Genomic DNA, 23,539 nt, shown 5'->3' on the forward strand with positions numbered 1-23,539 from the left:
GACCCTCGAACGCCGGATGTCGTTGCCGCGAGGGGGAGGCTGATCTAGCGTGGAACTATTCGATCCGGAGGAGGGACGAGCATGACCGGAGACGTTGCTCCTGGCGAGCCGTTCAGCGCAGAACTCCTCTTCACCGACGGTCTTCCCGCGATGGACGATGAGGTCGGTTATCGCGGCGCCGCCGCGGCGAAGGCCGCCGGGATCACCTACCGCCAGCTCGACTATTGGGCCCGCACCGAGCTCGTCGAGCCCACGGTCCGCGGCGCCAGCGGATCCGGCTCGCAGCGGCTCTACGGCTTCCGTGACATCCTCGTGCTGAAGCTCGTCAAGCGCCTGCTCGACACCGGCATCTCGCTTCAGCAGATCCGCACCGCGGTCGACCAGCTCCGCGCCGCCGGGATCCGCGACCTCGCGGGAACGACGCTCATGAGCGACGGGGCATCCGTCTACCTCTGCACGTCGAACGACGAGGTGATCGACCTCGTCAGCCGCGGTCAGGGCGTCTTCGGCATCGCTGTCGGCAAGGTGCTGCGCGAGGTCGAGTCGGAGCTCCTCGAGTTCGAGGTCGAGAAGCCCGACCCGATGGACGAGCTCTCGGCGCGCCGCGCCGCCCGCACGGCGTAGCGCGCCGCCGGAGTCAGCCCAGCGCAGACTCCATCCGATCACGCGCGCCCGCTGTCGTGGTGAGCGCCTGCTCGAGATCCGCGATCAGGTCCGCCGGGTCCTCGAGGCCGATGGAGAGGCGCACGAGCGCGTCGGAGGGCTTCGCGTCCACCGTGACGGGACGGTGAGTGAGTGCCGCGGGGTGCTGGATGAGCGAGTCGACGCTGCCGAGCGACACCGCGTGCGTGAAGAGCCCGACGGACGCCGTCAGAGCCGACGCAGCTTCGAACCCGTCGGCGAGCTCGATCGCGATCATCGCGCCGGGCCCGCTCTGCTGGGTGCCGACGAGGCGCCGGGGGTCGCTCTCGGCGAATCCCGGGAAGTGCACGCGCGAGACCTCCGGGCGGCTGGTGAGCCACTCGGCGACGATGCGAGCCCCCTCCTGCTGCGCCCGCATGCGGACCGGCAGCGTCGCCAGACCGCGGTGCAGCAGGTAGGCGGCGAGCGGGTGCATGATCGCGCCGGTGATGGCACGGGTGCGCCGGAGCGCCGCCGCGAGTCGCGCGTCGCACGCGACGACACCGCCCACGACGTCGCCGTGGCCGCCCAGGTACTTGGTGGCACTGTGCAGCGACAGCGCGGCGCCCAGGTCGAGCGGGTGCTGCAGCACCGGCGTTGCGAAGGTGTTGTCGACCAGCACCGGCAGGTCGCCCGCCGCCGCAGCCACCCCGCGGATGTCGACGAGTTCGAGCGTGGGGTTCGCCGGCGTCTCGAGCACTACGAGCGCCGTGTCGTCGCGCAGCGCCGCGGCGACGTCGTCGGAGGAACAGAACGTGGTCTCGACGCCGAGCAGCCCCGAGGCGAGCAGGTGGTCGGTGCCGCCGTACAGCGGGCGCACGGCGACGACATGGCGCTTCCCCGACTCGCGGGTCAGCGCGAGCAGTACCGCGGTGACCGCTGCCATGCCGGACGAGAACGCCACGGCCTCCTCGGCGTGCTCGAGACGCGCGAGGGCCTCCTCGAATCGCGCGACGGTGGGGTTCCACAGTCGCGCGTACACGTTCGACCCGCCCTCGAACGGGTGGCCGCCGGTGGCGAGCACTTCGTACGACATGCCGCCGAGGTCGATGCCGGGAAGCGGGTTGGTCGACGAGAGGTCGAGGGGGAGAGCGTGGACGCCCAGGCCCGCGAGATCGTCGCGGCCGGCGTGCACGGCAAGGCTGTCAGGGTGCAGCGTCATCGATGCCATGGCGATATGGTCAGCGAAATCGCGGCAAAAGGCAAGTCGCGCTCACCCACACGTGCACAAGTAGCGCAATGTGCTCATGAAATGAGCAAAGTGGTCCCGCGCGGATGCTGCGGCGGAGGCCGCGGGCGGTTGGATGCTGCGGGCGGCAGCATCCGTCAGATCATGCGCGGGAGTCCTCGGGGACGGGGATGCGACCGGTGCGCATGATGCGGTCGAGCAGGGAGTCGAAGTCGGCGGCCAGCTCCTGCGCGGAGTCGCCTGGCCAGATGTGCAGCGGCTTCGCGGCGCCCTGCGCCTGCTGCAGCGACGTGCGCTCGGGCAGCTGCGGGCTCAGCACGAGCGGGCCGAACATGTCGCGGAGCTCCTTGATGCGGAACTGGTGCTCGATCGACTGCGGACGAACGCGGTTGACGACGATGCCGAGCGGCTGCAGTCGGGGGGAGAGACCGCGGCGGATCTCCTCGATCGCGCGCAGGGCGCGGTCGGCGGCGGCGACGGAGAAGAGCCCGGGCTCGGTCACGACGATGACGCGGTCGGAGGCCGCCCACGCGGTGCGGGTGAGGGCGTTGAGCGACGGTGCGCAGTCGATGAGCACGAGGTCGTAGTCTGCCTCGATCGTGGCGAGCGCCTCTTCGAGCTTCCAGACGTCGCGGACGCTCGGGTGCGGCCCGTCGAAGTTGATGGCCGACGGGCTGCCGATCATGACGTCGATCGTGCCCGGGTGCACCTTCGCCCAGCCGCTGGACGTGATGGCCTGGCGGACCGTCTTCTCTTTGGGGTTGGCGAGGACATCGGCGACATTCAGGCGGCCGGCCACCTGGATGTCCATGCCCGTCGAGACGTCGGACTGCGGGTCGAGGTCGACGACGAGCGTGCGGACACCGCGGGCGAAAGCCGCCGACGCGAGTCCGAGAGTCACGGTCGTCTTGCCGACGCCACCCTTGAGCGAGCTGACGGATAGGACGTGCACAAGCCACCACGTTACCGTCCCCTAGGCTGAGAGCACACTCAGCCCGTTTATTCGGGTCCGCCTGCGCCGCCGCACACGGAGGTCCCATGTTCCGCAAGATCCTGGTCGCGAACCGAGGCGAGATCGCCATTCGAGCGTTCCGAGCCGCATACGAGCTGGGCGCGCGCACGGTCGCCGTTTTCCCCTTCGAGGACCGCGGCTCGCTGCACCGCCAGAAGGCGGACGAGTCCTACGAGATCGGCGAGAAGGGCCACCCGGTCCGCGCCTACCTCGACGTCGACGAGATCATCCGCGTCGCCCAGGCGGCCGGCGCCGACGCGATCTACCCCGGCTACGGCTTCCTGTCGGAGAACCCCGAGCTGGCGGAGAAGGCGGCCGCGAACGGCATCGCCTTCATCGGCCCGCCCTCGAAGGTCCTCGAGATGGCCGGCAACAAGGTCACCGCCAAACAGCACGCGATCGCCGCCGGTGTTCCGGTGCTGCGCTCCACCGACGCGTCCGACGATGTGGACGCGCTGCTGGCTCAGGCCGACGAGATCGGGTTCCCCATCTTCGTGAAGGCGGTCGCGGGCGGCGGCGGACGAGGGATGCGGCGGGTCGAGCGCAAGGAGGAACTCGCGCCGGCCCTCGCCGAGGCCATGCGCGAGGCCGGCAGCGCCTTCGGCGACGCACGAGTGTTCCTCGAGCAGGCGGTGCAGCGGCCCCGTCACGTCGAGGTGCAGATCCTCGCCGACAAGACCGGCGAGACCGTGCACCTGTTCGAACGCGACTGCTCGGTGCAGCGACGTCACCAGAAGGTGATCGAGATCGCGCCGGCGCCGAACCTCGATCCAGCAATCCGCGACGCCCTCCACGGCTACGCCGTCGCGTTCGCGCGGTCGATCGGCTACGAGAACGCCGGCACCGTCGAATTCCTCCTCGAGACCGCCGGCCCCCGCACCGGCGAGGTCGTCTTCATCGAGATGAACCCGCGCATCCAGGTCGAGCACACCGTGACCGAGGAGGTCACGGACGTCGACCTCGTGCAGTCGCAGATCCGCATCGCGGCGGGGCAGACGATCGCCGATCTCGACCTCACGCAGGACCGCATCCAGCTGCGCGGGGCGGCCCTCCAGTGCCGCATCACGACCGAGGACCCGTCGCAGGGTTTCCGTCCCGACACCGGGCGCATCACCACGTACCGCTCGCCCGGTGGCGCCGGCATCCGCCTCGACGGCGGCACGACCGCCGCGGGCTCGCAGATCAGCCCGCACTTCGACTCGATGCTCGCGAAGCTCACCTGCCGGGGCCGCGACTTCCCGGCCGCCGTCGCGCGCGCCCGCCGCGCGCTGGCCGAGTTCCGCATCCGCGGCGTCGCGACGAACATCCCGTTCCTGCGGGCCGTTCTCGACGATCGGGCCTTCGTCGAGGGCGATGTCAGCACGTCCTTCATCGACGAGCGTCCGCAGCTTCTGACGAGCAACCCGTCCCGAGACCGCGCGACGAAGCTGCTCGCCTGGCTCGGCGACGTCACCGTCAACCGGCCGTACGGCGAGAAGCCGCTGGCGGTCTCCCCGGGCAGCAAGCTCCCCGACATCGACCTCACGGCGGCGCCCCCGACGGGAACGCTCGACCGGCTGCGCGAGCTGGGTCCCGAGGGATTCGCCCGCGCGCTGCGCGAGCAGAGTGCACTCGCCGTGACCGAGACCACGTTCCGCGACGCCCACCAGTCGCTGCTCGCGACGCGCGTGCGTACACGCGACCTCGTCCGGGTCGGCCCGCACGTGTCGCGCATGACGCCGCAGCTGCTCTCGGTCGAGGCGTGGGGCGGCGCGACCTACGACGTCGCGCTGCGCTTCCTCGCGGAGGACCCGTGGGAGCGTCTCGAGGCGCTGCGCGCGGCCATGCCGAACATCCCCATCCAGATGCTGCTGCGCGGTCGCAACACCGTCGGCTACACACCGCGCCCGGTCGAGGTGACGAACGCCTTCGTCAGCGAGGCGGCGGCGACGGGCGTCGACATCTTCCGCATCTTCGACGCCCTCAACGACGTGTCGCAGATGCGTCCCGCGATCGACGCCGTCCGCGAGACCGGCACCGCGATCGCCGAGGTGGCGCTCTGCTACACCTCCGACCTGCTCGACCCGTCCGAGAAACTGTACACCCTCGACTACTACCTGCGCATGGCGGAGCAGATCGTCGAGTCGGGCGCCCACATCCTGGCCATCAAGGACATGGCAGGCCTCGTGCGCCCCGCCGCCGCGGCGAAGCTCGTCACGGCGCTGCGCGAGAACTTCGACCTGCCCGTGCACCTGCACACGCACGACACCGCGGGTGGCCAGCTCGCGACGCTGCTCGCGGCGAGTGCCGCGGGAGTGGACGCGGTGGATGCTGCGGCCGCACCGATGTCGGGCACCACGAGCCAGCCGTCGCTCTCGGCCCTCGTCGCCGCGCTGGCCCATACCGACCGCGACACCGGACTCAGCCTGCAGGCCGTCAGCGACCTCGAGCCGTACTGGGAGGCCGTGCGCCACCTGTACCGTCCGTTCGAGTCCGGTCTCGCCTCGCCCACCGGTCGCGTCTATCACCACGAGATCCCGGGCGGGCAGCTGTCGAACCTCCGCCAGCAGGCGATCGCCCTTGGCCTCGCGGACGACTTCGAGCTCATCGAGGACATGTACGCCGCGGCCGACCGCATCCTCGGCCGCATCCCGAAGGTGACGCCGTCGTCGAAGGTCGTCGGCGACCTCGCCCTCGCGCTCGTCGCGGTACGCGCCGATCCGGCCGATTTCGAGGCGAACCCGCAGAACTACGATATCCCGGACTCGGTCGTGGGCTTCATGGCGGGCGAGCTCGGCGATCTCCCGGGCGGCTGGCCCGAGCCCTTCCGCACGAAGGTGCTCGCGGGGCGCACGGTCTCGATCGAGATCCCGCCGCTCACCGCCGACGAGCAGGAGGACCTCGCAGGCGACGCCGCGACGCGCCGCCGTGCGCTCAACCGCCTCCTGTTCCCCGGGCCCGCGCGGGAGTTCGAGAAGAACCGCGAGACGTACGGCGACCTCACCAGTCTCGGCACTCCCGACTACCTCTACGGCCTCAAGCCGGGTGAGGAGCACGTCGCGGAGATCGACCCCGGCGTGCAGCTGTACGTGGGACTCGAGGCGATCGGTGAAGCGGATGCCAAGGGCATGCGCACGGTCATGACGACGCTCAACGGTCAGCTGCGCCCGGTGTTCGTGCGCGACCGCAGCATCAAGGTCGAAGCACGCCAGGCGGAGAAGGCCGACACCTCGAAGCCGGGGCAGGTCGCCGCGCCGTTCTCGGGTGTGGTCACGCTCAAGGCGAAGGCGGGCGACACGGTCGGGGCCGGCCAGCCAGTCGCGTCGATCGAGGCGATGAAGATGGAGGCGGCCATCACGGCACCCGTCGAAGGCGTCATCGAGCGCCTCGTGATCCCCGAGACCGCACAGGTCGATGCCGGCGACCTTTTGGTCGTCATCCGTCCGGCGCAGTAGCCTGGAGGGTGGCATCCGCCCCTACCCGCCCGCGGCATGAGTCCCGGCGCCGTCTTTTCAGGAGAACTCCGCTGTGACGCCCGATCGCATCGAACACACGCCCGACGAGCCCGAGAACGGCGTGCTGTCCGAGACCGGAAGCATCGACACGACCGGTCTCGGCATTCTGGGTGGTGCGACGGCGCAGGTGAGCGTCGAACTGCCGTCCGAATCCGACGACGACCGCGACGACGACGGCGTGATCGACGACGAGGTCCCCTTCGTCATCGAGATCCCCGCCGACGCCGACCTACCGGTGATCGAGGCGGTACCGGCGGCTGAGGTCCCCACCGAGACGAGCGAGGCCGAGATCATCGAGAGCACGGCCGACCTCGAGGAGTGGACCGTCGAGGGCGAGGGCTTCGCCCCGGCGCCGCCGGCCGAGGACATCGCCGACGCTGTGATCGTGGACGTGATCGAGGCCGAGATCGAGGTCGATCGCGATGACGTGGTCCAGGACGCATGGCCCGAGCCCGAGCCCGAGGCTGGGGTCGAGTCCGTGGTCGAAGAGCCCGCGGCCGTCGCCGACGAGTCCGAGCCGGCCGGCGAAGAGCCCGTCGCCGACGAGCCGGTCGCCGAAGAGCCGGTCGCCGACGAGCCCGTCGCCACCGAGGCCGACGGAGAGGTCGTCGCCGAAGAGCCCGCAGCCGAACCCGTGGCCGCCGAGTCCGCACCCGCGGACGCGGACAGTGCGGTCGACGAGTTCGCGATCGCCGACTTCGACGCCGTGGAATTCGAGGACGCAGACTTCGACGGCGAATTCGATCCGGCCGATTTCGACCTCGAGCTCGCCGACGACGGCGTGGAATCCGCCCTGGCGGAGAACGCCGCAACGGGAGACGATGTCATCGCGACCGACGACAGCGCGGAGGAGCCCATGAGCGCCAAGACCCCTGCCGACGACGAGAAGGCAGCCGCGACGCCGGCGCCTGCCGCGCCGAAGCCGACGCCCGCCCGCCCGCCGGTCCCGGCGGCAGCCGCGGCGGCGCAGAGCGCACCCGCGCCCGCCACCCGCCGCGAGGCGAACCATACCGGCGCCCAGCCGGTGATGGAACGCGCGGCGGTCGAGCGCGCGCCGTTCCCGCGCGCGGATGTGGCCCTGACCTCGAAGCGGCTCGGCGAGTTCGAGGCCGATCGCGAGACCGCCGACCTGCTCACCGCCGATCGCCTGCTCGACCCGCACCAGGTGGTGCGCCCCGAGCCCGAGGGCGCATGGCAGCACTTCGTCTACTCGATCTCGGGCAAGCGCATCAACCTCGGCGACAGCAAGCGCGCGAAGGCCCGCAAAGCGCTCGACCGCCGCATCGCGGCGCCGCTCGCCGGCGGTGCGCGCTTCGTGCCCGTGCTCTCGCGCAAGGGCGGCGTCGGCAAGACCACCGTGACCACCCTGCTCGGCCAGGCGCTGGCCGACGCGCGCGACGACCGGGTGATCGCCGTCGACGCCAACCCCGACCGCGGCACGCTCGCCGAGCGCATCTCGCGCGACAGCGGGAAGACCGTGCGCGACCTCGTGCGCATCAGCCCAGAGGTCGTCGGCTTCAACGACCTGTCGAGCATCGTCGCGCGCGACGAGACGCGTCTCGACGTCGTCGCCTCCGACACCGACCCGCGCGTCTCCGAAGCGTTCAACGACGCCGACTACCGGGATGTCGCCGCCCTTGCGGCCCACTACTACTCGGTCGTGCTCACCGACACCGGCACGGGCATCGTCCACTCGGTGATGGGGGCGACGCTCGACCTCGCCGACCAGCTCGTGATCGTCGCCGGCCTGAGCGTCGACGAGGCGCGGCTCGCCTCCGAGACGCTCACGTGGCTCGAGACGAACGGCTACGCCGACAAGGTGCGCAGCGCCGTCGTCGTGCTCAACAACGCTCGGCCGGGGCATCCGCTCGTCCAGCTCGATGAGCTGGAGTCGCACTTCCGCACCCGCGTTCGCGCCGTCGTGCGCGTGCCGTACGACCCGCACATCGCGGCCGGCAGCGCCATCGTGTTCCGCGAGCTGCAGCCCGCGACGCGTGAGGCCGCCCGCCAGCTCGCTGCGACCGTGGTCGAGGGCCTGCGCTCCCTCGCATCGGCGGCCTGATCCGATGGCAGTCCGCCCCATCCGTGTATTCGGCGACCCCGTCCTGAAGTCCGTCAGCGCCCCCATCGGTGTGATCGACGACGGCGTGCGCGCCCTGGTCCGCGACCTCGTCGATACCGTGGAGCTCCCCGGTCGAGCCGGCGTCGCCGCGCCGCAGATCGGTGTCGGCCTGCGCGCGTTCAGCTACAACATCGACGGCGACATCGGCTACGTCCTGAATCCCGTGCTCGTCGAGGTGTCGGGTGAACCCGAGGCGATCGGTGAAGGCTGCCTGTCGGTGCCCGGTCTGTGGCACGACGCCGTGCGGTACCCCTGGGCGAAGGTGGTCGGTATCGACCTCGACGGCAACGAGGTCGTGCTCGAGGGCGCGGGCCTTCTGGCCCAGGCGCTGCAGCACGAGACCGACCACCTCGATGGCACGCTCTACCTCGACCGGCTCACGAAGGAGCAGCGTCGCGTGGCGATGCGCGAGATCCGCGAGTCCGACTGGTTCTGAAAGACCTGCTCCACCGCGAAACGAGAAGCCCCGGACCCTGAAGAGGGCCCGGGGCTTCCGGCATCCGTCGACCTTCGCTACGAGAGCGAGACGTTCGTCGTGTTGACGGGAACGGTGTAGATCTCGTCGATGTCGCCGGCGAAGTCATCGAGGATGACGTTGCGCTTGATGCTCATCTTCGGGGTGAGGTGCCCGCTGCCCTCCGTCCACTCCGTGGGGAGGATGGTGAACTTGCGGATCGATTCGGCGCGCGAGACGTTCTTGTTCGCGACGTCGATCGCCCGCTGCACCTCGGCACGAACGGCGTCGTTCGTCGCGGCGTCGGCGAGCGACATGTCGCCCGGCAGGCCGTTGTTTGACAGCCAAGCCGGCAGCATTTCGGAGTCGAGCGTCACGAGGGCCGCGATGAACGGCTTCTGGTCGCCGACGACCACGACCTGACCGACGATCGGGTTGGCGCGGATCGGGTCCTCGAGAGCCGCGGGCGAGACGTTCTTGCCGCCTGCGGTGACGATGATCTCCTTCTTGCGACCCGTGATCGTGAGGAAGCCCTCGGAGTCGAACGCGCCGATGTCGCCGGTCTTGAACCAGTCGCCGTCGAAGGTGGCCGCGGTGGCCTCCGGGTTGCGCCAGTACTCCTTGAACACGTTGATGCCGCGCACCTGGATCTCGCCGTCGTCAGCGAGACGGATGCCGACGCCCGGCAGCACGGGACCCACGGTGCCGATCTTGGACTTCGTCGCCAGGTTGACCGTCGCGGGAGCCGTCGTCTCGGTGAGGCCGTAGCCCTCGAGGATCGTGACGCCGAGGCTGTGGAAGAAGTGCCCGAGGCGCGGGCCCAGGGGAGCGGAGCCCGAGACGGCATACATCACCCGGCCGCCCATCGCGGCGCGCAGCTTGCTGTAGACGAGGCGGTCGAACAGCGCGAACTTGATCTTCGTGCCGAAGGGGATCTTCTTGCCCTCCTGCTGGAGGCGGGAGTGCTCGATCGCGGTGTGCGCGGCGGCGCGGAAGATCTTGCCCTTGCCGCCGGCCTCCGCCTTCTGCTCGGCCGAGTTGTAGACCTTCTCGAACACGCGCGGCACGGCCAGGAGGAACGTCGGCTGGAACGACCCCAGGGCGGGCAGCAGCTGCTTGGTGTCGGGCTGGTGGCCCGTCTTCACCCCGGCGTGGATGTCGAGGATCGAGATGAAGCGCGCGAACACGTGCGCAGTGGTGATGAAGAGCAGGGTCGAGGCGCCCGGCGTCTCGACGACCTCGTGCAGCGACTTGGCGGAGTTGCGCGCCAGCTCGACGAAGTTGCTGTGGGTCAGCACGCAGCCCTTGGGCCGCCCGGTCGAGCCGGACGTGTAGATGAGCGTCGCGATGTCGGCGCCGTTCGCGATGTTGCGACGTCGTTCGATCTCTTCGTCCGTGACGCTCACACCCTGGGCGACGAGCTTGTCGAGGTCGCCGCCGTGCATTTCCCACGCCGAGCGGATCAGCGGGAGCTCCGGACGCACGTCGGCCAGCCGTGCGCTGTGGTCGGGCAGCTCGGTGATGACGGCGATCGCGCCTGAGTCGGTCAGGTTCCAGGCGATCTGCGCGCTCGAGCTGGTCTCGTAGATCGGCACCATGACCGCGCCGGCATAGAACAGAGCGAAGTCCACGAGCGTCCACTCGTAGGTCGTGCGGGCGATGAAGCCCACCTTGTCGCCGGGCTCGATGCCGCCGGCCACGAAGCCCTTGGCCAGCGCGATGACCTGCTTCTGAAAATCGGCGGCGGTGATGTCGCGCCACTCATCGCCCTCGGGCACGGCGAAGAGCGCGAGGTTCGGCGTCGCCTTGACGCGCTCGACCAGGAGGTCGGTGATGTTCGCCTGCGCATCGGCGGGGACGATAGCGGGGACTTCGAACTGGACCACGGCAGCTCCTTCGGTACCGGACGGCTGAATCTCGGGTGGATCTCATCCGAGTCTAATCAGGTGTCACATCGGACTCAGCAGGAGATGTGGAGAGCACCGCCTGGATAGACTTCAAGGCGCTGTCGCGCGTGCGGCAGGGGAGAGGGAGAACGTGCTCAACGTCGGCATCGACATCGGCGGAACCAAGATCGCGGGCGGAGTGGTCGACTCCGAGGGCACCATCGTCGAACAGCTCCGTGTCGACACGCCCACCGACACCGCCGCCCTGGCGCAGGCCGTCGTCGACATGGCCCGTTACTTCCGCGGTGCGCACGATGTCGCCGCCGTGGGCGTCGCGGCGGCCGGTTTCATCGACCGCGATCGCGCGACCGTCATCCACGCCCCCAACATCGCGTGGCACAACGAGCCACTGAAGGCGACGCTCGAAGAGGGGATCGGCCTGCCGGTCACCATCGAGAACGACGCAAACGCCGCTGGGTGGGCCGAGTTCCGCTTCGGGGCGGGCCGTGGCGTCGAGCACATGGTCATGCTCACGATGGGCACCGGCGTCGGCGGCGCCATCGTCCTGGACGGCCAGCTCTTCCGCGGCGGGCACGGCATCGCCGCCGAGCTCGGACACATCCGCTTCATCCGCGACGGCATCATCTGCGGCTGCGGTCAGCACGGATGCCTCGAGCAGTATGCTTCCGGCCGCGCTCTGCAACGCGAGGCCAACGACATCGCCGACGGCGGCGGCATCGGCGCGGCGCTCGCAGCCCACCGTGCCGAGAACGGCAAGATCAGCGGGCCGGCCGTGTCGCGTCTCGTGCTCGCCGGCGACGCCGGCGCCGCGGAGGCGCTCCGGCGTGTCGCGACCGCCCTCGGCGAGGCCTGCGGCGGCTTCCAGGCGGTGCTCGACCCCGAGCTCTTCGTCATCGGCGGCGGCGTCGCCCAGCTCGGCGACGCCCTGCTCGCACCCATGCGCGTCGCCTACGAGAAGTCGCTGCCCGGCTACGGCGACCGGCCGATCGCGAGCTTCAAGATCGCGAAGCTCGTCAACGACGCGGGCCTCATCGGAGCGGCCGACCTCGCGGGGACAGAGGCGTAGCGCGATGTTCTACTGGCTGATGAAATACGTGGTCATCGGACCGATCGTCAAGGCGATCTGGCGCCCGTGGATCGTCGGCCGCCGCAACGTCCCCGCGGAGGGCGCCGCGATCCTCGCGAGCAACCACCTGTCGTTCGTGGACTCGATCTTCCTGCCGTTGATGCTCGACCGGCCGGTCGTGTTCCTCGCGAAGAGCGACTACTTCACCGGCAAGGGGATCAGAGGCTGGGCGACCCGCATGTTCTTCAAGGGCACGGGCCAGCTGCCCATCGACCGTTCCGGCGGCAAGGCGTCCGAGGCATCCCTCAACACGGGTCTTCAGGTGCTCGGCAGCGGTGATCTGCTCGGCATCTACCCCGAGGGCACGCGCAGCCCCGATGGCAAGCTGTACCGCGGTCGCACCGGCATCGCCCGCATGGCGCTCGAGGCCCACGTGCCGGTCGTGCCGGTCGTGATGGTCGACACCGACACGATGATGCCCATCGGCACCACGATCCCGCGGATCGTGCGGGTCGGCATCGTGGTGGGCGAACCGCTCGACTTCTCGCGCTTCTCCGGGCTGGAGGGCGACCGCTACGTCCTGCGCTCGATCACCGACGAGATCATGGTCGCGCTGCAGCGCCTGGGCGAGCAGGAGTACGAGGACGTCTACGCGTCGACCGTCAAGGACCGGCTCACGCCGAAGTCCCGCTGAACGCCCGGTGGCCGTCGTCACGCGGCGCCGGCGCCCGCCGCGCCACGGCTAGAATCGAGGGATGCTCCAGCACCTCGATGCACTCGACCATTGGCGGACCCTGCCCATCAAGCAGCAGCCGCAGTGGTATGACGCCGAGGCCGTGGACGCCGCATCCGCCGAACTGGCGACCCTGCCGCCGCTGGTCTTCGCCGGTGAGGTCGACCACCTCCGCGACCGCCTCGCGCGCGCCGCCTCCGGCAGGGCGTTCCTCCTCCAGGGCGGCGACTGCGCCGAGACCTTCGCCGGCGCCACTGCCGAGCAGATCCGCAACCGCATCAAGACGGTGCTGCAGATGGCGGTGGTGCTCACGTACGGGGCATCCATGCCGGTCGTGAAGATGGGTCGCATGGCCGGCCAGTTCGCGAAGCCGCGCTCCAGCGACACCGAGACGCGCGGCGACGTGACACTGCCGGCCTACCGCGGCGACATCGTCAACGGCTACGACTTCACCGAGCACTCGCGCAAGGCCGACCCGAACCGGCTGCTCAAGGGCTACCACACTGCCGCGTCGACCATCAACCTGATCCGCGCGTTCACGCAGGGCGGTTTCGCCGACCTGCGCGAGGTGCACTCCTGGAACAAGGGCTTCGCAGAGAACCCCGCCAACCAGCAGTACGAGCGCCTCGCGACCGAGATCGACCGCGCCATCAAATTCATGGAGGCCGCCGGCGCCGACTTCGACGAGCTGAAGCGCGTCGAGTTCTACACCGGTCACGAGGGTCTGCTCATGGATTACGAGCGCCCGATGACCCGGATCGACTCGCGCACGAGCACGCCGTACAACACGTCGGCGCACTTCCTGTGGATCGGCGAGCGCACCCGCGACCTCGACGGGGCGCACGTCGACTACTTCTCGAAGATCCGCAACCCCATCGGCGTGAAGCTCGGCCCGACCACCACGCCCGAGACGGCGCTCGCACTCATCGACAAGCTCGACCCGAACCGCGAGCCCGGTCGTCTCACCTTCATCACGCGCATGGGGGCGGGCAAGATCCGCGACGCGCTGCCGCCGTTGCTCGAGGCGGTCAAGGACTCGGGCGCGACCCCGCTGTGGGTCACCGACCCGATGCACGGCAATGGAATCACGACGCCCACCGGCTACAAGACGCGTCGCTTCGACGACGTCGTCGACGAGGTGCGCGGCTTCTTCGAGGCGCACCGTTCGGTGGGCACGTTCCCCGGCGGCATCCACGTCGAGCTCACCGGCGACGACGTCACGGAGTGCCTCGGCGGCTCCGAGCAGATCGACGAGGCCACCCTCGCGACCCGCTACGAGTCGCTGTGCGACCCGCGCCTCAACCACATGCAGTCGCTCGAGCTCGCCTTCCTCGTGGCCGAGGAGCTCGAGAAGCGTTGAGCTCTCGCCCCTGACACGAAGAAGATCCCGGATGCCTCGACCCGAGGCATCCGGGATCTGTTCGATCTGCGTCAGAGTGCGGCGGCGATGCGCAGCGAGATGACGGTGCCCTTAGGCTCCATATCGCCGGCGTCGGGCTTCTGAGACTCGACCTTGGTGAAGGGGTCGGGAAAGGCGTCCCAGCGGTCGTCGTAGTCGATGGTGAATCCGGCGTCGGTGGCGGCCTGGCGTGCCTCCGCCAGCGTCATGCCCCCGAAGTCGGGGACCTCGAACAGCGCAGGGCCGGTCGACACCACGAGGGTCACCGTGTCGCCGGGCGCGAGCCAGGTGCCGTCCTCCTTGCCGATGACGCGGATGACGCGCTCGGCCTTCACCGAGTCGCTCGACTCGGTCTGGCTGGGGTCGGCGACGACGAGCCCGAGGCCCTCGAGCGTGCTGCGCGCCTTGCCCTCACTCTCGCCGGAGACGTTCGGGAGCGGCCCGAGCGAGACCTGCAGGCGCGCGGTATCGCCCTGATGCACGGTGCAGCCGTCCGTGCATGCGACGTCCTGCGAGCCGTCCTCCGGTGCGCCCGCGGGGCGGATGATCACGCCGGTGACGACGCCGGCCGCGGCGTCGGTGAAGAAGGTGGCGCTCTCGTCGGGGGCCGACACGGACTGGGCCTGGAGAGCGGCGCGCGCATCGGCCTCGGGCATTCCCGAGAACGACGGGAAGGTCGCCTCCTGCGGACCGAGCGAGACATAGAGGTCCACCTCGGCGCCCTTGTCGACGCGGGTGCCGCCGGCCGGATCGCTGCGGATGACCTCACCCGCTGCGACGTCGAGGCTGTACTCGCCCTGCTGCACGGCGACGAGCGAGTCCTCCTGGAGACGTGCAGACGCCTCGTCGAATGTCATGCCGGTCACGTCGGCGACCGCGACCAGCGATCCGGGACCGGAGCCGAACCACCATCCCAGGCCGCCCGCGAGCGACGCGAGCACGAGCACGAGCACGACGAGCCAGGCGCCGCGGGAGCGTCGGCGCTGCGTCGCCGTGCGGAGTCGGCCGGCGTTGTCCGCCTCGGCCATCGTGGCGATGGGACCGGTCGTCGTGCCGGGCAGCACCGCCGTGAGCTCGCCGGTCGCGGCGACGTCGTCGCGCACGACGCCGATGGGGCCGGTTCGGGTGACGACGGGGGAGATGCCCAGCTCGCGCTCGATGTCGTGCAGGCGCTGCAGCATCTCCCGCGCGTCGATGGGCCGCTCGTCGGGCGACTTCTCGGTGGCCCACAGCACGAGCTCGTCGAGCGGCTCGGGAACACCCGGATTCTTCACGCTCGGCCGCGGCACGGAGTCGGTGGCGTGCTGGAACGCGATCTGCATCGGCTGCTCGCCCTTGTACGGCTGCTCGCCGGTGAGCATCTCATACAGCATGATGCCGATGGCGTAGATGTCGCTGCGCGCGTCGGCGGTGCCGCGCGTGACGAGCTCGGGGGCCAGGTACGCGATCGTGCCGAGCAGCTGGGCGCCGGATGCGGTGTTCGCGGTCGTCGCGCGTGCGAGCCCGAAGTCGCCGATCTTGATGCGGCCGTCTTCGGCGAGGAGCACGTTCTCGGGCTTGACGTCGCGGTGCACGATGCCGGCCTTGTGCGCGGCGGCGAGCCCGGACAGCACGGCGTCGAGGATCGACACCGCCTGCGGGACGGTCAGCCGGCGCTGCTCGCGCAGGAGCTCGCGCAGCGTGATGCCGGGGAGGTACTCCATGACGAGGTACGCCATGTCGCCGTCCTGGCCCTGATCGAACACATTGACCACGTGCGGATCAGCGAGGCGGGCGGCCGCACGGGCCTCCTGGATGAAACGGCTCTGGAAGACCGTGTCATCGCTCAGGTGGGAGTGCATGACCTTGAGCGCGACCCGTCGCTCGAGGCGCAGATCGGTCGCCACATACACGGTGGCCATGCCGCCGCGGGCGATGCGAGCACGCACCCGGTATCGGCCGTCGACCAGACGGCCGATCAGCGGATCCGTCTGCTGACTCGTGCTCACCCTCAGAGTCTACGGATCCGTGCCTGCGAGCCGGCGGAGCGGCTCACCCGCCGAGATCGCAATGTGACGTCAGCCGAGTGCGGCGAGCCAGGAGTAGGCGGGGGCCTCCCACTTGGCGTACGCGTCCGGGTAGGCCGAGATCTGCACCGCCTGGGCGGCCTGCGTGAAGGTCAGATTCTCCCAGCCGGGGATGTCGCGCAGCCCGCGCGTGCGCGAGCCATTGGGGTCGCCGGCGCCGCCGAAGAAGACGCGCGTCGCGCGTGCAGCATCCTGCACCTCGGCAGCAGTGCCCCAGCCGTAGCTCGGACGCTGCTGGAACAGGCCGAGCGAGTCGCGATCGCCCCACGTCACGTTGCGAAGCGACGATTCCTGCATCGCGGTGCCGAGGGCGACGGCGATACCTCGATCGGAGACGCCGAGTTCCCGCCCGATGCGCACGATCAGCTGCGCGTTGGAGACCTGCTCCGACGTGAGGCCGGGGACAGCGGGGGCCGAGACCGGGATCTTGATGGTCTGTCCGGGGTAGATGATCGACGACCAGGCGAGCCCGTTGGCAGAGAGCACCGCGTTCGTCGTCACGCCGTACCGCTTCGCGATCGAGCTGATCGTCTCGCCTGCGCTGATCGTGTGCGACCCGCCCGACGTCGTGTCGGGCGCGGGAGCAGGCGCCGGCGCAGGGGCGGAAACGGATGCTGCGGGCGCGGCCGCGCCGGGAATCCGGATGGTCTGGCCGGGGTAGATGATCGAAGACCAGTTGAGCCCGTTGGCCGAGAGCACCGCGTTCGTCGTGGTGCCGTGGCGGTTGGCGATCGCGCTGACGGTGTCGCCGCGCTGGACCGTGTACGTGCCGGCAGCCGGGGCCGGCGCGGGTGCGGCCGGCGCGGGTGCGGCGGCGGCCGCGCTCAGCTTGAGCACCTGACCCGGGTAGATCGTCGACGACCAGCCGAGCCCGTTGAGGGCGAGCACGTCGTTGGTACGCAGGCCGAACCTCGCCGAGATCCGGCTCACGGTGTCGCCGCGCTGGACGGTATACGTCGCGGGCGCGGACTCGGCCGTCACCCGGACGGTGGGCAGCGCGGTGACGCGGGGGACGTTCACGGCGGCGGCGCCGAGCATGCGCGGCACGCTCACGGGCGCAGCATCCCTCGTCGCCGCCTGTGCGGGCGCTGCCGACAGCGTCAGCGCGATCGACCCTGCGACGGCGACAGGGACGCCGGCGAAGATCGCTCGCGACGGCGTGCCGCTGCGGTCGACCCGATTCTTTGTACTCCGGACCTGTCGCACGAGTTTCCCCCCTCAGTCGACTTCGAGAACCGTGTCACGGATGTTTATTGGTGTCAACTGGTGTTATTCAGAGAGGTTTCTGTTACTGGTGAGTCCAGAGTGCGGTGGACGAGTGCCCGATCCGATCTGAGATAGTTGCTTTCGTGACCTCTGACGCCGCTCCGCGCTTCGAGACCGACTGGCTCACCCTGCCCGACCTCGTGGAGGTGCTCGGCGAACCGCTCGGCCGGGTGCGCCGACTGCTCGACGAGTACTACCTCGTCGGCTCCAAGCGCGACGGCGTCGTCAAGGTGCCGTCGGTCTTCGTTGTGGACGGGCACCCGCTGCCGTCGCTGCGGGGCACCGTGTTCGTCCTGCACGACGCCGGCTTCTCGGACGACGAGGCGATCGACTGGCTGCTGACCCCCGAGGACACGATCGGGATCGCGCCGATCGAGGCGCTCCTCGCGGGTCGTAAGAGCGAGGTCCGCCGGGTCGCCCGCACGCTGGCATGACCCTCCGACGTCCGGTGACTCAGGTCGTGCGGACCGTCGCGGCGCGCGCGAGGTCGCGCAGCTCGCCGACGGCCGCATTGCCGAGCCGTGCGCCCGACAGTGCGCGATCGGCCTCGTGCGCGTAATCGGCGATGAGTCTCTCGACGCGGTCGAGCGCGCCGGTGTCGACGATCGTCTGCTGCAGCGACGCGATCTGGGATGAGTCGAGGCCGGGGTCGCCGACGAGCTCGTCGACGATCCGCCGTGCGGTGGGCGCGAGCGCCTCCCGCGCATACGCGATCAGCACCGTGCGCTTTCCCTCGCGCAGGTCGTCGCCGGACGGCTTGCCGGTGGCGGCCTCATCGCCGAACACTCCCAGCACGTCGTCGCGCAGCTGGAACGCCATGCCGAGAGGGTGCCCGAATGCGGCCAGCGCCGCCGCCTGCGCAGCATCCGCGCCCGCGAGCGCCGCGCCGATCGCGAGCGGCTGCTGCACGCTGTAGCGCGCGGATTTGAAGGATGCCACGCGCAGCGCCCGCTCGGCGTGCCGGTCATCGGGCTCGCTGGCGAACGCCGACTCCTCGGCGACGTCGAGGAACTGTCCGAGCGTGACCTCGCGGCGCATCAGCGCGTACTGACGGCGGGCCGCTGCCGCGCGGTCGGGGGAGGTCTCGGCGAGTCCCTCCTCGAGGAGGTCGTCGCTCCACGCCACGAGCAGGTCGCCGAGCAGGATCGCGGCCGAGCGGCCGAACGCGTCCGCGTCGCCGAGCCAGCCCGCGCCGCGATGCCCGGCCTCGAGAGCGCGATGCGCCGAGGGACGGCCGCGGCGCGTGTCGGAGTTGTCAATGATGTCGTCGTGGACGAGAGCCGCGGCGTGGAACACCTCGAGGGCGGCTGCCGCGGCGATCACGGAGGCGGGTGCGGAGCCGACAGGGCCCGAGGATTCCTCCACGGCCCTCCACCCGGAGATGCAGAAGCGGCCGCGAAGGCGTTTTCCGCCGGTGACGGCATCCGCTCCCGCGGCGACGAATCGTGCCGCTTCGGGACCCGCGTCGGCCACACTCCGGCGCTGTGCCGAGATGAACATGTCCACTCGCTGAGAAATGGCTTCGATCGGCTCAACGGGGGCGGACACGGGCCTAGCCTAGTGAGGAACGGCACGCGTACAATCGAGCCACCGAAGTACAGAGGGGGAAGCATGCCACTCTCCGAACAGGAGCAGCGCCTGCTGGACGAGATGGAACGCCATCTCATGCGCAACGACGCGGATGTCGTCAGCGCGCCCCGCGACGGACGCACTCTGAGCTATCGCAACATCGTCTACGGCACGATCCTCGTGCTGGTCGGGCTCGGCGGTCTGATCGTCGGGGTGTCGCAGCAGTTGATCGTCGTCGGCGTGATCGGATTCGTCGTGATGCTGGGCGGGGTCCTCCTCGCCGTCACTCCCGGGCGTGGCCCCGGCAAGGTGAGAGTCGAACCCGACCGACCCGCCAAACCCCAGAACAGCTCTTCGTTCATGGACCGCATGAACGATCGCTGGGACAAGCGGCAGGAGGAGCGCTGAGCGTCCCCGCCGCCTGAACCGGCACGAGAAGCACCGACCTTCGGGTCGGTGCTTTTTTGCTGCCTCGGCGTCACCCATTCACGCGTCCGGGAGGGGAGCGGGGGAGCGGCGGCTCACAAATCGGTAGCAATGTGGAGGAGAGTGGAGTAAAGTGGCGCACATCCCGGGGGGCCGGACGAAGGGGGTGTGATGTACCGATGCTTTTGGGCACGCACACACCCAAGCTCGATGACAAAGGGCGCGTCATCCTCCCGGCGAAGTTCCGCGACGACCTTGGTGGGGGTGTCGTCGTGACGCGCGGACAGGATCGCTGCCTGTACGTGTTCAGCGAGAAGGAGTTCGAGCGGGTGCACGACCGCATCCGTGAGGCGCCGCTCGCGAACAAGCAGGCGCGCGACTTCCTGCGCATGTTCCTCTCGGGCGCGAGCGCCGAGAAGCCCGACAGTCAGAACCGCATCACGATCCCCCCTCCGCTGCGCGCATACGCCGGCTTGGAGCGCGACCTCGTCGTCACCGGCGTAGGCGCTCATGCCGAGATCTGGGACGCCACGGCGTGGAACACCTACGCCGAGGCCAACGAAGAGAGCTACGCCGAGCTGGAGCAGGAGGTGATTCCGGGCCTGTTCTGAGCCCTCGGCCGTGACTCCCAGCTGCTCGTGCCCTGACGCCACTTCCCCGGCGCCAGGTCGGAGCGGATGGGGATCAGGGCCGAGGGACCAGGACCGCCAGGCGACGATCATGAACCTCCGCGACATCCATACCCCCGTCATGCTCGAGCGCTGCATCGAGCTGCTGGCGCCCGCGCTCGAGCGCGACGGCGCCGTCTTCGTCGATGCCACGCTCGGCATGGGCGGACACTCCGAGGCGTTTCTCCAGCGATTTCCGAAGCTTCAGCTCATCGGCCTCGATCGGGACACCGACGCCCTCCGCATCGCTGGGGAGCGCCTCGCCCCCTTCGGCGACCGCGTGCACCTGGTGCACACCGTCTACGACGGGATCGCGGACGCGGTGATCTCGAGCGGTTTCGCCGCGGCCGACGGCATCCTGTTCGATCTGGGCGTCTCATCCCTCCAGCTGGACGTCGCCGACCGCGGCTTCGCGTACGCGCAGGATGCCCCGCTCGACATGCGCATGGACCAGTCGGCGGGCACGACGGCCGCCGACATCCTGGCGACGTACGGCGAGGGCGACCTCCGCCGCATCTTCGAGCGCTACGGCGAGGAGAAGCTCGCGGGCCGTTACGCCCGTGCGATCATCGCCGCGCGTGCCGAGGCGCCCATCGAGCGGTCCGGCCGCCTCGTCGAGATCCTGCAGGCGGCGACTCCTGCCGCCGCGCAGCGAACCGGCCACCCGGCCAAGCGCGTGTTCCAGGCACTGCGCATCGAGGTCAACCGCGAGCTGTCGGTGCTGGAGCGGGCGGTGCCCTCTGCGCTCGGCATCCTCCCGGTCGGAGGCCGCATCGTCGTGCTCTCGTACCAGTCCCTCGAAGACAGGCTGGTGAAGCGTGCCCTCGCCGACGCCTCGGCGTCGACCGCTCCGAAGGGGCTGCCGGTCGAGCTGCCCGAGCACGCCCCCAAGTTCCGGCTGCTCGTCAAGGGTGCCGAGCTCGCCACCGACGAGGAGCGCGCGGTCAACCCGCGCGCCACGCCGGTGCGTCTCCGAGCCGCCGAGCGCGTGAGGCCCGAGCACGCGGAGGGTGCGTCATGAGCACGATCGCGAACGCCACGACGAGCGCGCGCCTCGGCCGGGCCGTCGCACCGGAGAGGACGGATGCCCCGCGCCGCCGCCTTCGGGTGGTCGATGCCCCGGCTCGCCGGCGTCGCCCGAAGCTCTTCTACGGCGTCGTCGCCGTGCTGGGGGCGTTCCTCATCGCCGCCGCCCAGATGTCGCTGTCGATCATGACGACGCAGGGCACGTATGAGATCGCGGCGCTGACGAAGGAGCAGCGCGACCTCACGTACGAGAGGCAGATCCTCTACGACGACGTCGCCGGGCTCAGCTCGCCACAGTACCTGGCCGCCAACGCAGCGGCGCTCGGCATGGTCATCAACGAGGCGCCCAGCTACCTCCGGCTCAGCGACGGCGCGATCCTCGGACCGTCGGAGGTCGCGATGGGCACGTCGTCGGTCGATGCGATCGGCCGCGGATCCGTGCCCAACGCGCTCATCACGAACACTCCTCTGGTCACCGTGCCCGACGCGACCATCGACGGCCTGCCGGTCGAGGTCGCCGAGACACCCGACGGCGGAGTCGGCAACACTCCGCCGCCGCTCACGGACGGACTGCCCACCCCCAGCACACACTGAAGCGACGACGCCGAGCCGAGAACCGATCGAGACGCCCCACTGCACGAGGCGCAGAGCACGAGACGCAGATGACGACACGAAGCACGAGAAGTCCCCGCCGCCGAACCGTCGTGGCCCTCGCCGTCGTCCTGGCGGTGCTGGCCGGATTCATCGTCCGCCTCGTCGACATCCAGGTCGTGAACGCCGACGATCACGTCAAGGACTCGCTCGACGTCGCCTTCGCCGGCGAGCAGACGCTCTACGGCACGCGGGGCGCGATCGTCGACGCCAACGGGCAGACCCTGGCGGGCAGCATCCTTCGCTACGACTGCCAGCTGTCGCCGCTGCTCATCACCCAGATCGACGAGCAGGTGCTCGAGAAGAAGTCCGACGACCGACTGTGGACGGACGTCTCGAACGACGTGGCCGAGATCACGGGCCAGACGCCCGAAGAGGTCCGTGCGATCGTCGGCACCGCCCTCGCAGAGGACCCGAACTCGCAGTACGCGGTGCTGAAGAAAGGCGTGTCTACAGAGCAGTTCCGGGCCTTGGCCGACCTCAAGGCGCCGTACATCGCGTGCGTCTCGCATCCCGCGCGCACGTATCCCGACGGTGCGGTCGCCGGCAACCTCATCGGATTCGTCGGCGCCGACGGCACCCCCCTTGAGAGCCTCGAGCAGTCCCAGAACGCGTGCCTCGCTGCGACGAACGGCACGCGGACGTACGAGAAGGGCAAGGACGGCGTCGTCATCCCGGGCACCGAGCAGGAGACACCCGCGACCGACGGCGGCACGCTGCAGCTGACCATCGATCGCGATCTGCAGTGGTACATGCAGCAGCTGATCGCCGAGCAGACGCAGACGATGGCCGCGCAGCGCGGCGCGATCCTCGTCTACGAGGTGAAGACCGGCAAGGTGCGCGCGGCCGCCGAGTACCCGACCGTCGACCCCAACGACTTCGCCGCCGCCGAGGTGAAGGACCGCACGAGCAGCATCTTCACCGACTGGTTCGAACCCGGGTCGACCTTCAAAGGCCTCACGGCGGCGACCGTCATCGACGCCGGCGGACAGACACCGAGCTCCACCGTGGTGGCATCGGGTCTCGAGAACTTCGACGGGGGCGCGCGTGTGCGCGACTCCTTCCAGCACCAGGCGTACACCTATACGCTCACCGGCGTGCTCATCGACTCGTCGAACGCCGGCATCTCGAAGTTCAGTCAGAAGGTCGACAAGCAGACGCGGTACGACTACTTCCAGCGGTTCGGCATCGGCGAGGGCACGGCGTCGGGGTACCCGGACGAAGGCCAGGGGCTCATCTACCCGGCGGATCAGTGGGGGGCCCAGACGACGCTCAACACCTCGTTCGGCCAGGGCGTCACGACGACCATGCCCGAGCTCGCCCGCGCGTACGGGGCGATCGTGAACGGCGGCGTGAAGATGCCGCTGCAGATCATCGAGTCGTGCACCAAGGCCGATGGCACGGTCGTGAAGCCCGAGGTGGCGAAGCCGGAGCAGGTCGTCAGCGAGGGCACGTCGGCTCAGATGCGGGAGATGCTCGAGAACGTGTTCCTCCAGGCGCCGTACGCCAAGACGGTCGCCATCCCCGGCTACCGCCTCGGCGGCAAGACGGGCACCGGTGAGAAGAGCGACGGCCAGGGCAACTACAAGGCCGGCGTCTACTACACGACGATGGTCGGCTTCGCCCCGGCCGACGATCCCGAGTACGTCGTCGTCGTCACCCTGGACGAGCCGACGAAGGTAACATCGTCTGCGGCCAACGCGACCGCGTTCCAGAAGGCCATGACCCAGGTTCTCAAGACCTACCGCGTCATGCCCTCGACGACGTCGCCGGAGCTGCTGCCCAAGTTCGGGTAGTGTCCCGAGCTTCC

19 protein-coding genes are annotated in these 23,539 nt (G+C 69.8%); 13 read left to right on the forward strand and 6 right to left on the reverse strand.

Translation table 11 applies throughout. The features are described from left to right. Nucleotides 1-81 precede the first annotated feature (81 nt). Nucleotides 82-624 (forward strand): MerR family transcriptional regulator, encoded by a 543-nt coding sequence (locus tag MRBLWH3_RS10880; RefSeq protein ID WP_363431636.1) that lies wholly within the window; start codon nt 82-84, stop codon nt 622-624. Nucleotides 625-637: 13 nt separating this feature from the next. Here the strand turns inward: MRBLWH3_RS10880 and MRBLWH3_RS10885 are convergent, their stop codons facing one another. Together MRBLWH3_RS10885 and MRBLWH3_RS10890 are read right to left on the reverse strand one after the other, a co-directional pair. After that, nucleotides 638-1,852: a trans-sulfuration enzyme family protein gene (locus tag MRBLWH3_RS10885; protein ID WP_363431639.1), complete on the reverse strand. Its 1,215-nt coding sequence runs from the start codon at nt 1,850-1,852 to the stop codon at nt 638-640. A gap of 160 nt (nt 1,853-2,012) precedes the next feature. Then, nucleotides 2,013-2,822, reverse strand: a complete 810-nt coding sequence (locus tag MRBLWH3_RS10890; RefSeq protein ID WP_116193705.1) for a ParA family protein — start codon at nt 2,820-2,822, stop codon at nt 2,013-2,015. Between the two features lie 86 nt (nt 2,823-2,908). On the opposite strand from MRBLWH3_RS10890, the gene MRBLWH3_RS10895 reads away from it, so the two are divergent. The 3 genes from MRBLWH3_RS10895 to MRBLWH3_RS10905 all read left to right on the forward strand — a co-directional run bounded on the left by MRBLWH3_RS10895 (nt 2,909) and on the right by MRBLWH3_RS10905 (nt 8,934). Beyond that, the gene (locus MRBLWH3_RS10895; RefSeq protein ID WP_363431642.1) at nt 2,909-6,316 is read left to right on the forward strand and encodes a pyruvate carboxylase; all 3,408 of its coding nucleotides are present in this window, start codon (nt 2,909-2,911) and stop codon (nt 6,314-6,316) included. Nucleotides 6,317-6,389: 73 nt separating this feature from the next. Next, nucleotides 6,390-8,438, forward strand: coding sequence for a MinD/ParA family ATP-binding protein (locus tag MRBLWH3_RS10900; protein ID WP_363431645.1), 2,049 nt, complete (start codon nt 6,390-6,392; stop codon nt 8,436-8,438). Between the two features lie 4 nt (nt 8,439-8,442). Beyond that, nucleotides 8,443-8,934 (forward strand): peptide deformylase, encoded by a 492-nt coding sequence (locus MRBLWH3_RS10905; RefSeq protein WP_363431647.1) that lies wholly within the window; start codon nt 8,443-8,445, stop codon nt 8,932-8,934. A gap of 77 nt (nt 8,935-9,011) precedes the next feature. Here the strand turns inward: MRBLWH3_RS10905 and MRBLWH3_RS10910 are convergent, their stop codons facing one another. Then, on the reverse strand, nt 9,012-10,838 hold the full coding sequence (locus MRBLWH3_RS10910; protein ID WP_363431650.1) for an AMP-dependent synthetase/ligase: 1,827 nt from the start codon (nt 10,836-10,838) through the stop codon (nt 9,012-9,014). Nucleotides 10,839-10,989: 151 nt separating this feature from the next. On the opposite strand from MRBLWH3_RS10910, the gene MRBLWH3_RS10915 reads away from it, so the two are divergent. The 3 genes from MRBLWH3_RS10915 (at nt 10,990) to MRBLWH3_RS10925 (ending at nt 14,018) form a co-directional block, all read left to right on the forward strand. Next, the gene (locus tag MRBLWH3_RS10915; RefSeq protein WP_363431653.1) at nt 10,990-11,925 is read left to right on the forward strand and encodes an ROK family protein; all 936 of its coding nucleotides are present in this window, start codon (nt 10,990-10,992) and stop codon (nt 11,923-11,925) included. Nucleotides 11,926-11,929: 4 nt separating this feature from the next. After that, nucleotides 11,930-12,619 (forward strand): lysophospholipid acyltransferase family protein, encoded by a 690-nt coding sequence (locus MRBLWH3_RS10920; protein ID WP_363431655.1) that lies wholly within the window; start codon nt 11,930-11,932, stop codon nt 12,617-12,619. A 61-nt stretch (nt 12,620-12,680) separates the two neighbouring features. Beyond that, nucleotides 12,681-14,018, forward strand: coding sequence for a class II 3-deoxy-7-phosphoheptulonate synthase (locus MRBLWH3_RS10925; protein ID WP_363431657.1), 1,338 nt, complete (start codon nt 12,681-12,683; stop codon nt 14,016-14,018). Between the two features lie 71 nt (nt 14,019-14,089). On the opposite strand, the gene pknB is transcribed toward MRBLWH3_RS10925, so the two are convergent. Next, the gene (gene pknB, locus MRBLWH3_RS10930; RefSeq protein WP_363431659.1) at nt 14,090-16,045 is read right to left on the reverse strand and encodes a Stk1 family PASTA domain-containing Ser/Thr kinase; all 1,956 of its coding nucleotides are present in this window, start codon (nt 16,043-16,045) and stop codon (nt 14,090-14,092) included. 69 nt (nt 16,046-16,114) lie between these two features. Continuing rightward, the gene (locus MRBLWH3_RS10935; protein WP_414685401.1) at nt 16,115-17,269 is read right to left on the reverse strand and encodes a LysM peptidoglycan-binding domain-containing protein; all 1,155 of its coding nucleotides are present in this window, start codon (nt 17,267-17,269) and stop codon (nt 16,115-16,117) included. Between the two features lie 203 nt (nt 17,270-17,472). On the opposite strand from MRBLWH3_RS10935, the gene MRBLWH3_RS10940 reads away from it, so the two are divergent. Further along, nucleotides 17,473-17,823: an Rv2175c family DNA-binding protein gene (locus MRBLWH3_RS10940; protein ID WP_363431663.1), complete on the forward strand. Its 351-nt coding sequence runs from the start codon at nt 17,473-17,475 to the stop codon at nt 17,821-17,823. Nucleotides 17,824-17,842: 19 nt separating this feature from the next. Here MRBLWH3_RS10940 and MRBLWH3_RS10945 read toward each other — a convergent pair whose 3' ends face one another. Continuing rightward, on the reverse strand, nt 17,843-18,937 hold the full coding sequence (locus MRBLWH3_RS10945; RefSeq protein ID WP_363431665.1) for a polyprenyl synthetase family protein: 1,095 nt from the start codon (nt 18,935-18,937) through the stop codon (nt 17,843-17,845). A gap of 63 nt (nt 18,938-19,000) precedes the next feature. On the opposite strand from MRBLWH3_RS10945, the gene MRBLWH3_RS10950 reads away from it, so the two are divergent. The 5 genes from MRBLWH3_RS10950 (at nt 19,001) to MRBLWH3_RS10970 (ending at nt 23,525) form a co-directional block, all read left to right on the forward strand. Then, a complete protein-coding gene (locus tag MRBLWH3_RS10950) occupies nt 19,001-19,366 on the forward strand; it encodes a DUF3040 domain-containing protein (protein ID WP_363431667.1) in 366 nt (121 codons plus the stop codon). A 197-nt stretch (nt 19,367-19,563) separates the two neighbouring features. Then, nucleotides 19,564-19,995 (forward strand): division/cell wall cluster transcriptional repressor MraZ, encoded by a 432-nt coding sequence (gene mraZ, locus MRBLWH3_RS10955; protein ID WP_056367092.1) that lies wholly within the window; start codon nt 19,564-19,566, stop codon nt 19,993-19,995. A gap of 109 nt (nt 19,996-20,104) precedes the next feature. Continuing rightward, nucleotides 20,105-21,073 carry a 16S rRNA (cytosine(1402)-N(4))-methyltransferase RsmH gene (gene rsmH, locus MRBLWH3_RS10960; RefSeq protein WP_363431669.1) on the forward strand — a complete coding sequence of 323 codons (969 nt, stop codon included), beginning with the start codon at nt 20,105-20,107 and terminating at the stop codon, nt 21,071-21,073. Further along, nucleotides 21,070-21,672, forward strand: a complete 603-nt coding sequence (locus MRBLWH3_RS10965; protein ID WP_363431671.1) for a hypothetical protein — start codon at nt 21,070-21,072, stop codon at nt 21,670-21,672. The genes rsmH and MRBLWH3_RS10965 overlap by 4 nt, the downstream gene beginning before the upstream one ends. 68 nt (nt 21,673-21,740) lie before the next feature. Further along, a complete protein-coding gene (locus MRBLWH3_RS10970) occupies nt 21,741-23,525 on the forward strand; it encodes a peptidoglycan D,D-transpeptidase FtsI family protein (protein WP_363431674.1) in 1,785 nt (594 codons plus the stop codon). The last annotated feature ends 14 nt before the right edge of the window (nt 23,526-23,539 follow it).

The organism is Microbacterium sp. LWH3-1.2, assembly GCF_040675855.1.
Taxonomy (GTDB): domain Bacteria; phylum Actinomycetota; class Actinomycetes; order Actinomycetales; family Microbacteriaceae; genus Microbacterium.

Excerpts from the sequence above, each read along its gene's own strand:
- MRBLWH3_RS10880 (WP_363431636.1), top strand. The coding sequence starts at position 82 with ATGACCGGAGACGTTGCTCCTGGCGAGCCGTTCAGCGCAGAACTCCTC.
- MRBLWH3_RS10885 (WP_363431639.1), bottom strand. The coding sequence starts at position 1,852 with ATGGCATCGATGACGCTGCACCCTGACAGCCTTGCCGTGCACGCCGGC.
- MRBLWH3_RS10895 (WP_363431642.1), top strand. The coding sequence starts at position 2,909 with ATGTTCCGCAAGATCCTGGTCGCGAACCGAGGCGAGATCGCCATTCGA.
- MRBLWH3_RS10905 (WP_363431647.1), top strand. The coding sequence starts at position 8,443 with ATGGCAGTCCGCCCCATCCGTGTATTCGGCGACCCCGTCCTGAAGTCC.
- MRBLWH3_RS10920 (WP_363431655.1), top strand. The coding sequence starts at position 11,930 with ATGTTCTACTGGCTGATGAAATACGTGGTCATCGGACCGATCGTCAAG.
- MRBLWH3_RS10925 (WP_363431657.1), top strand. The coding sequence starts at position 12,681 with ATGCTCCAGCACCTCGATGCACTCGACCATTGGCGGACCCTGCCCATC.
- MRBLWH3_RS10950 (WP_363431667.1), top strand. The coding sequence starts at position 19,001 with ATGCCACTCTCCGAACAGGAGCAGCGCCTGCTGGACGAGATGGAACGC.
- mraZ (WP_056367092.1), top strand. The coding sequence starts at position 19,564 with ATGCTTTTGGGCACGCACACACCCAAGCTCGATGACAAAGGGCGCGTC.
- rsmH (WP_363431669.1), top strand. The coding sequence starts at position 20,105 with ATGAACCTCCGCGACATCCATACCCCCGTCATGCTCGAGCGCTGCATC.
- MRBLWH3_RS10965 (WP_363431671.1), top strand. The coding sequence starts at position 21,070 with ATGAGCACGATCGCGAACGCCACGACGAGCGCGCGCCTCGGCCGGGCC.
- MRBLWH3_RS10970 (WP_363431674.1), top strand. The coding sequence starts at position 21,741 with ATGACGACACGAAGCACGAGAAGTCCCCGCCGCCGAACCGTCGTGGCC.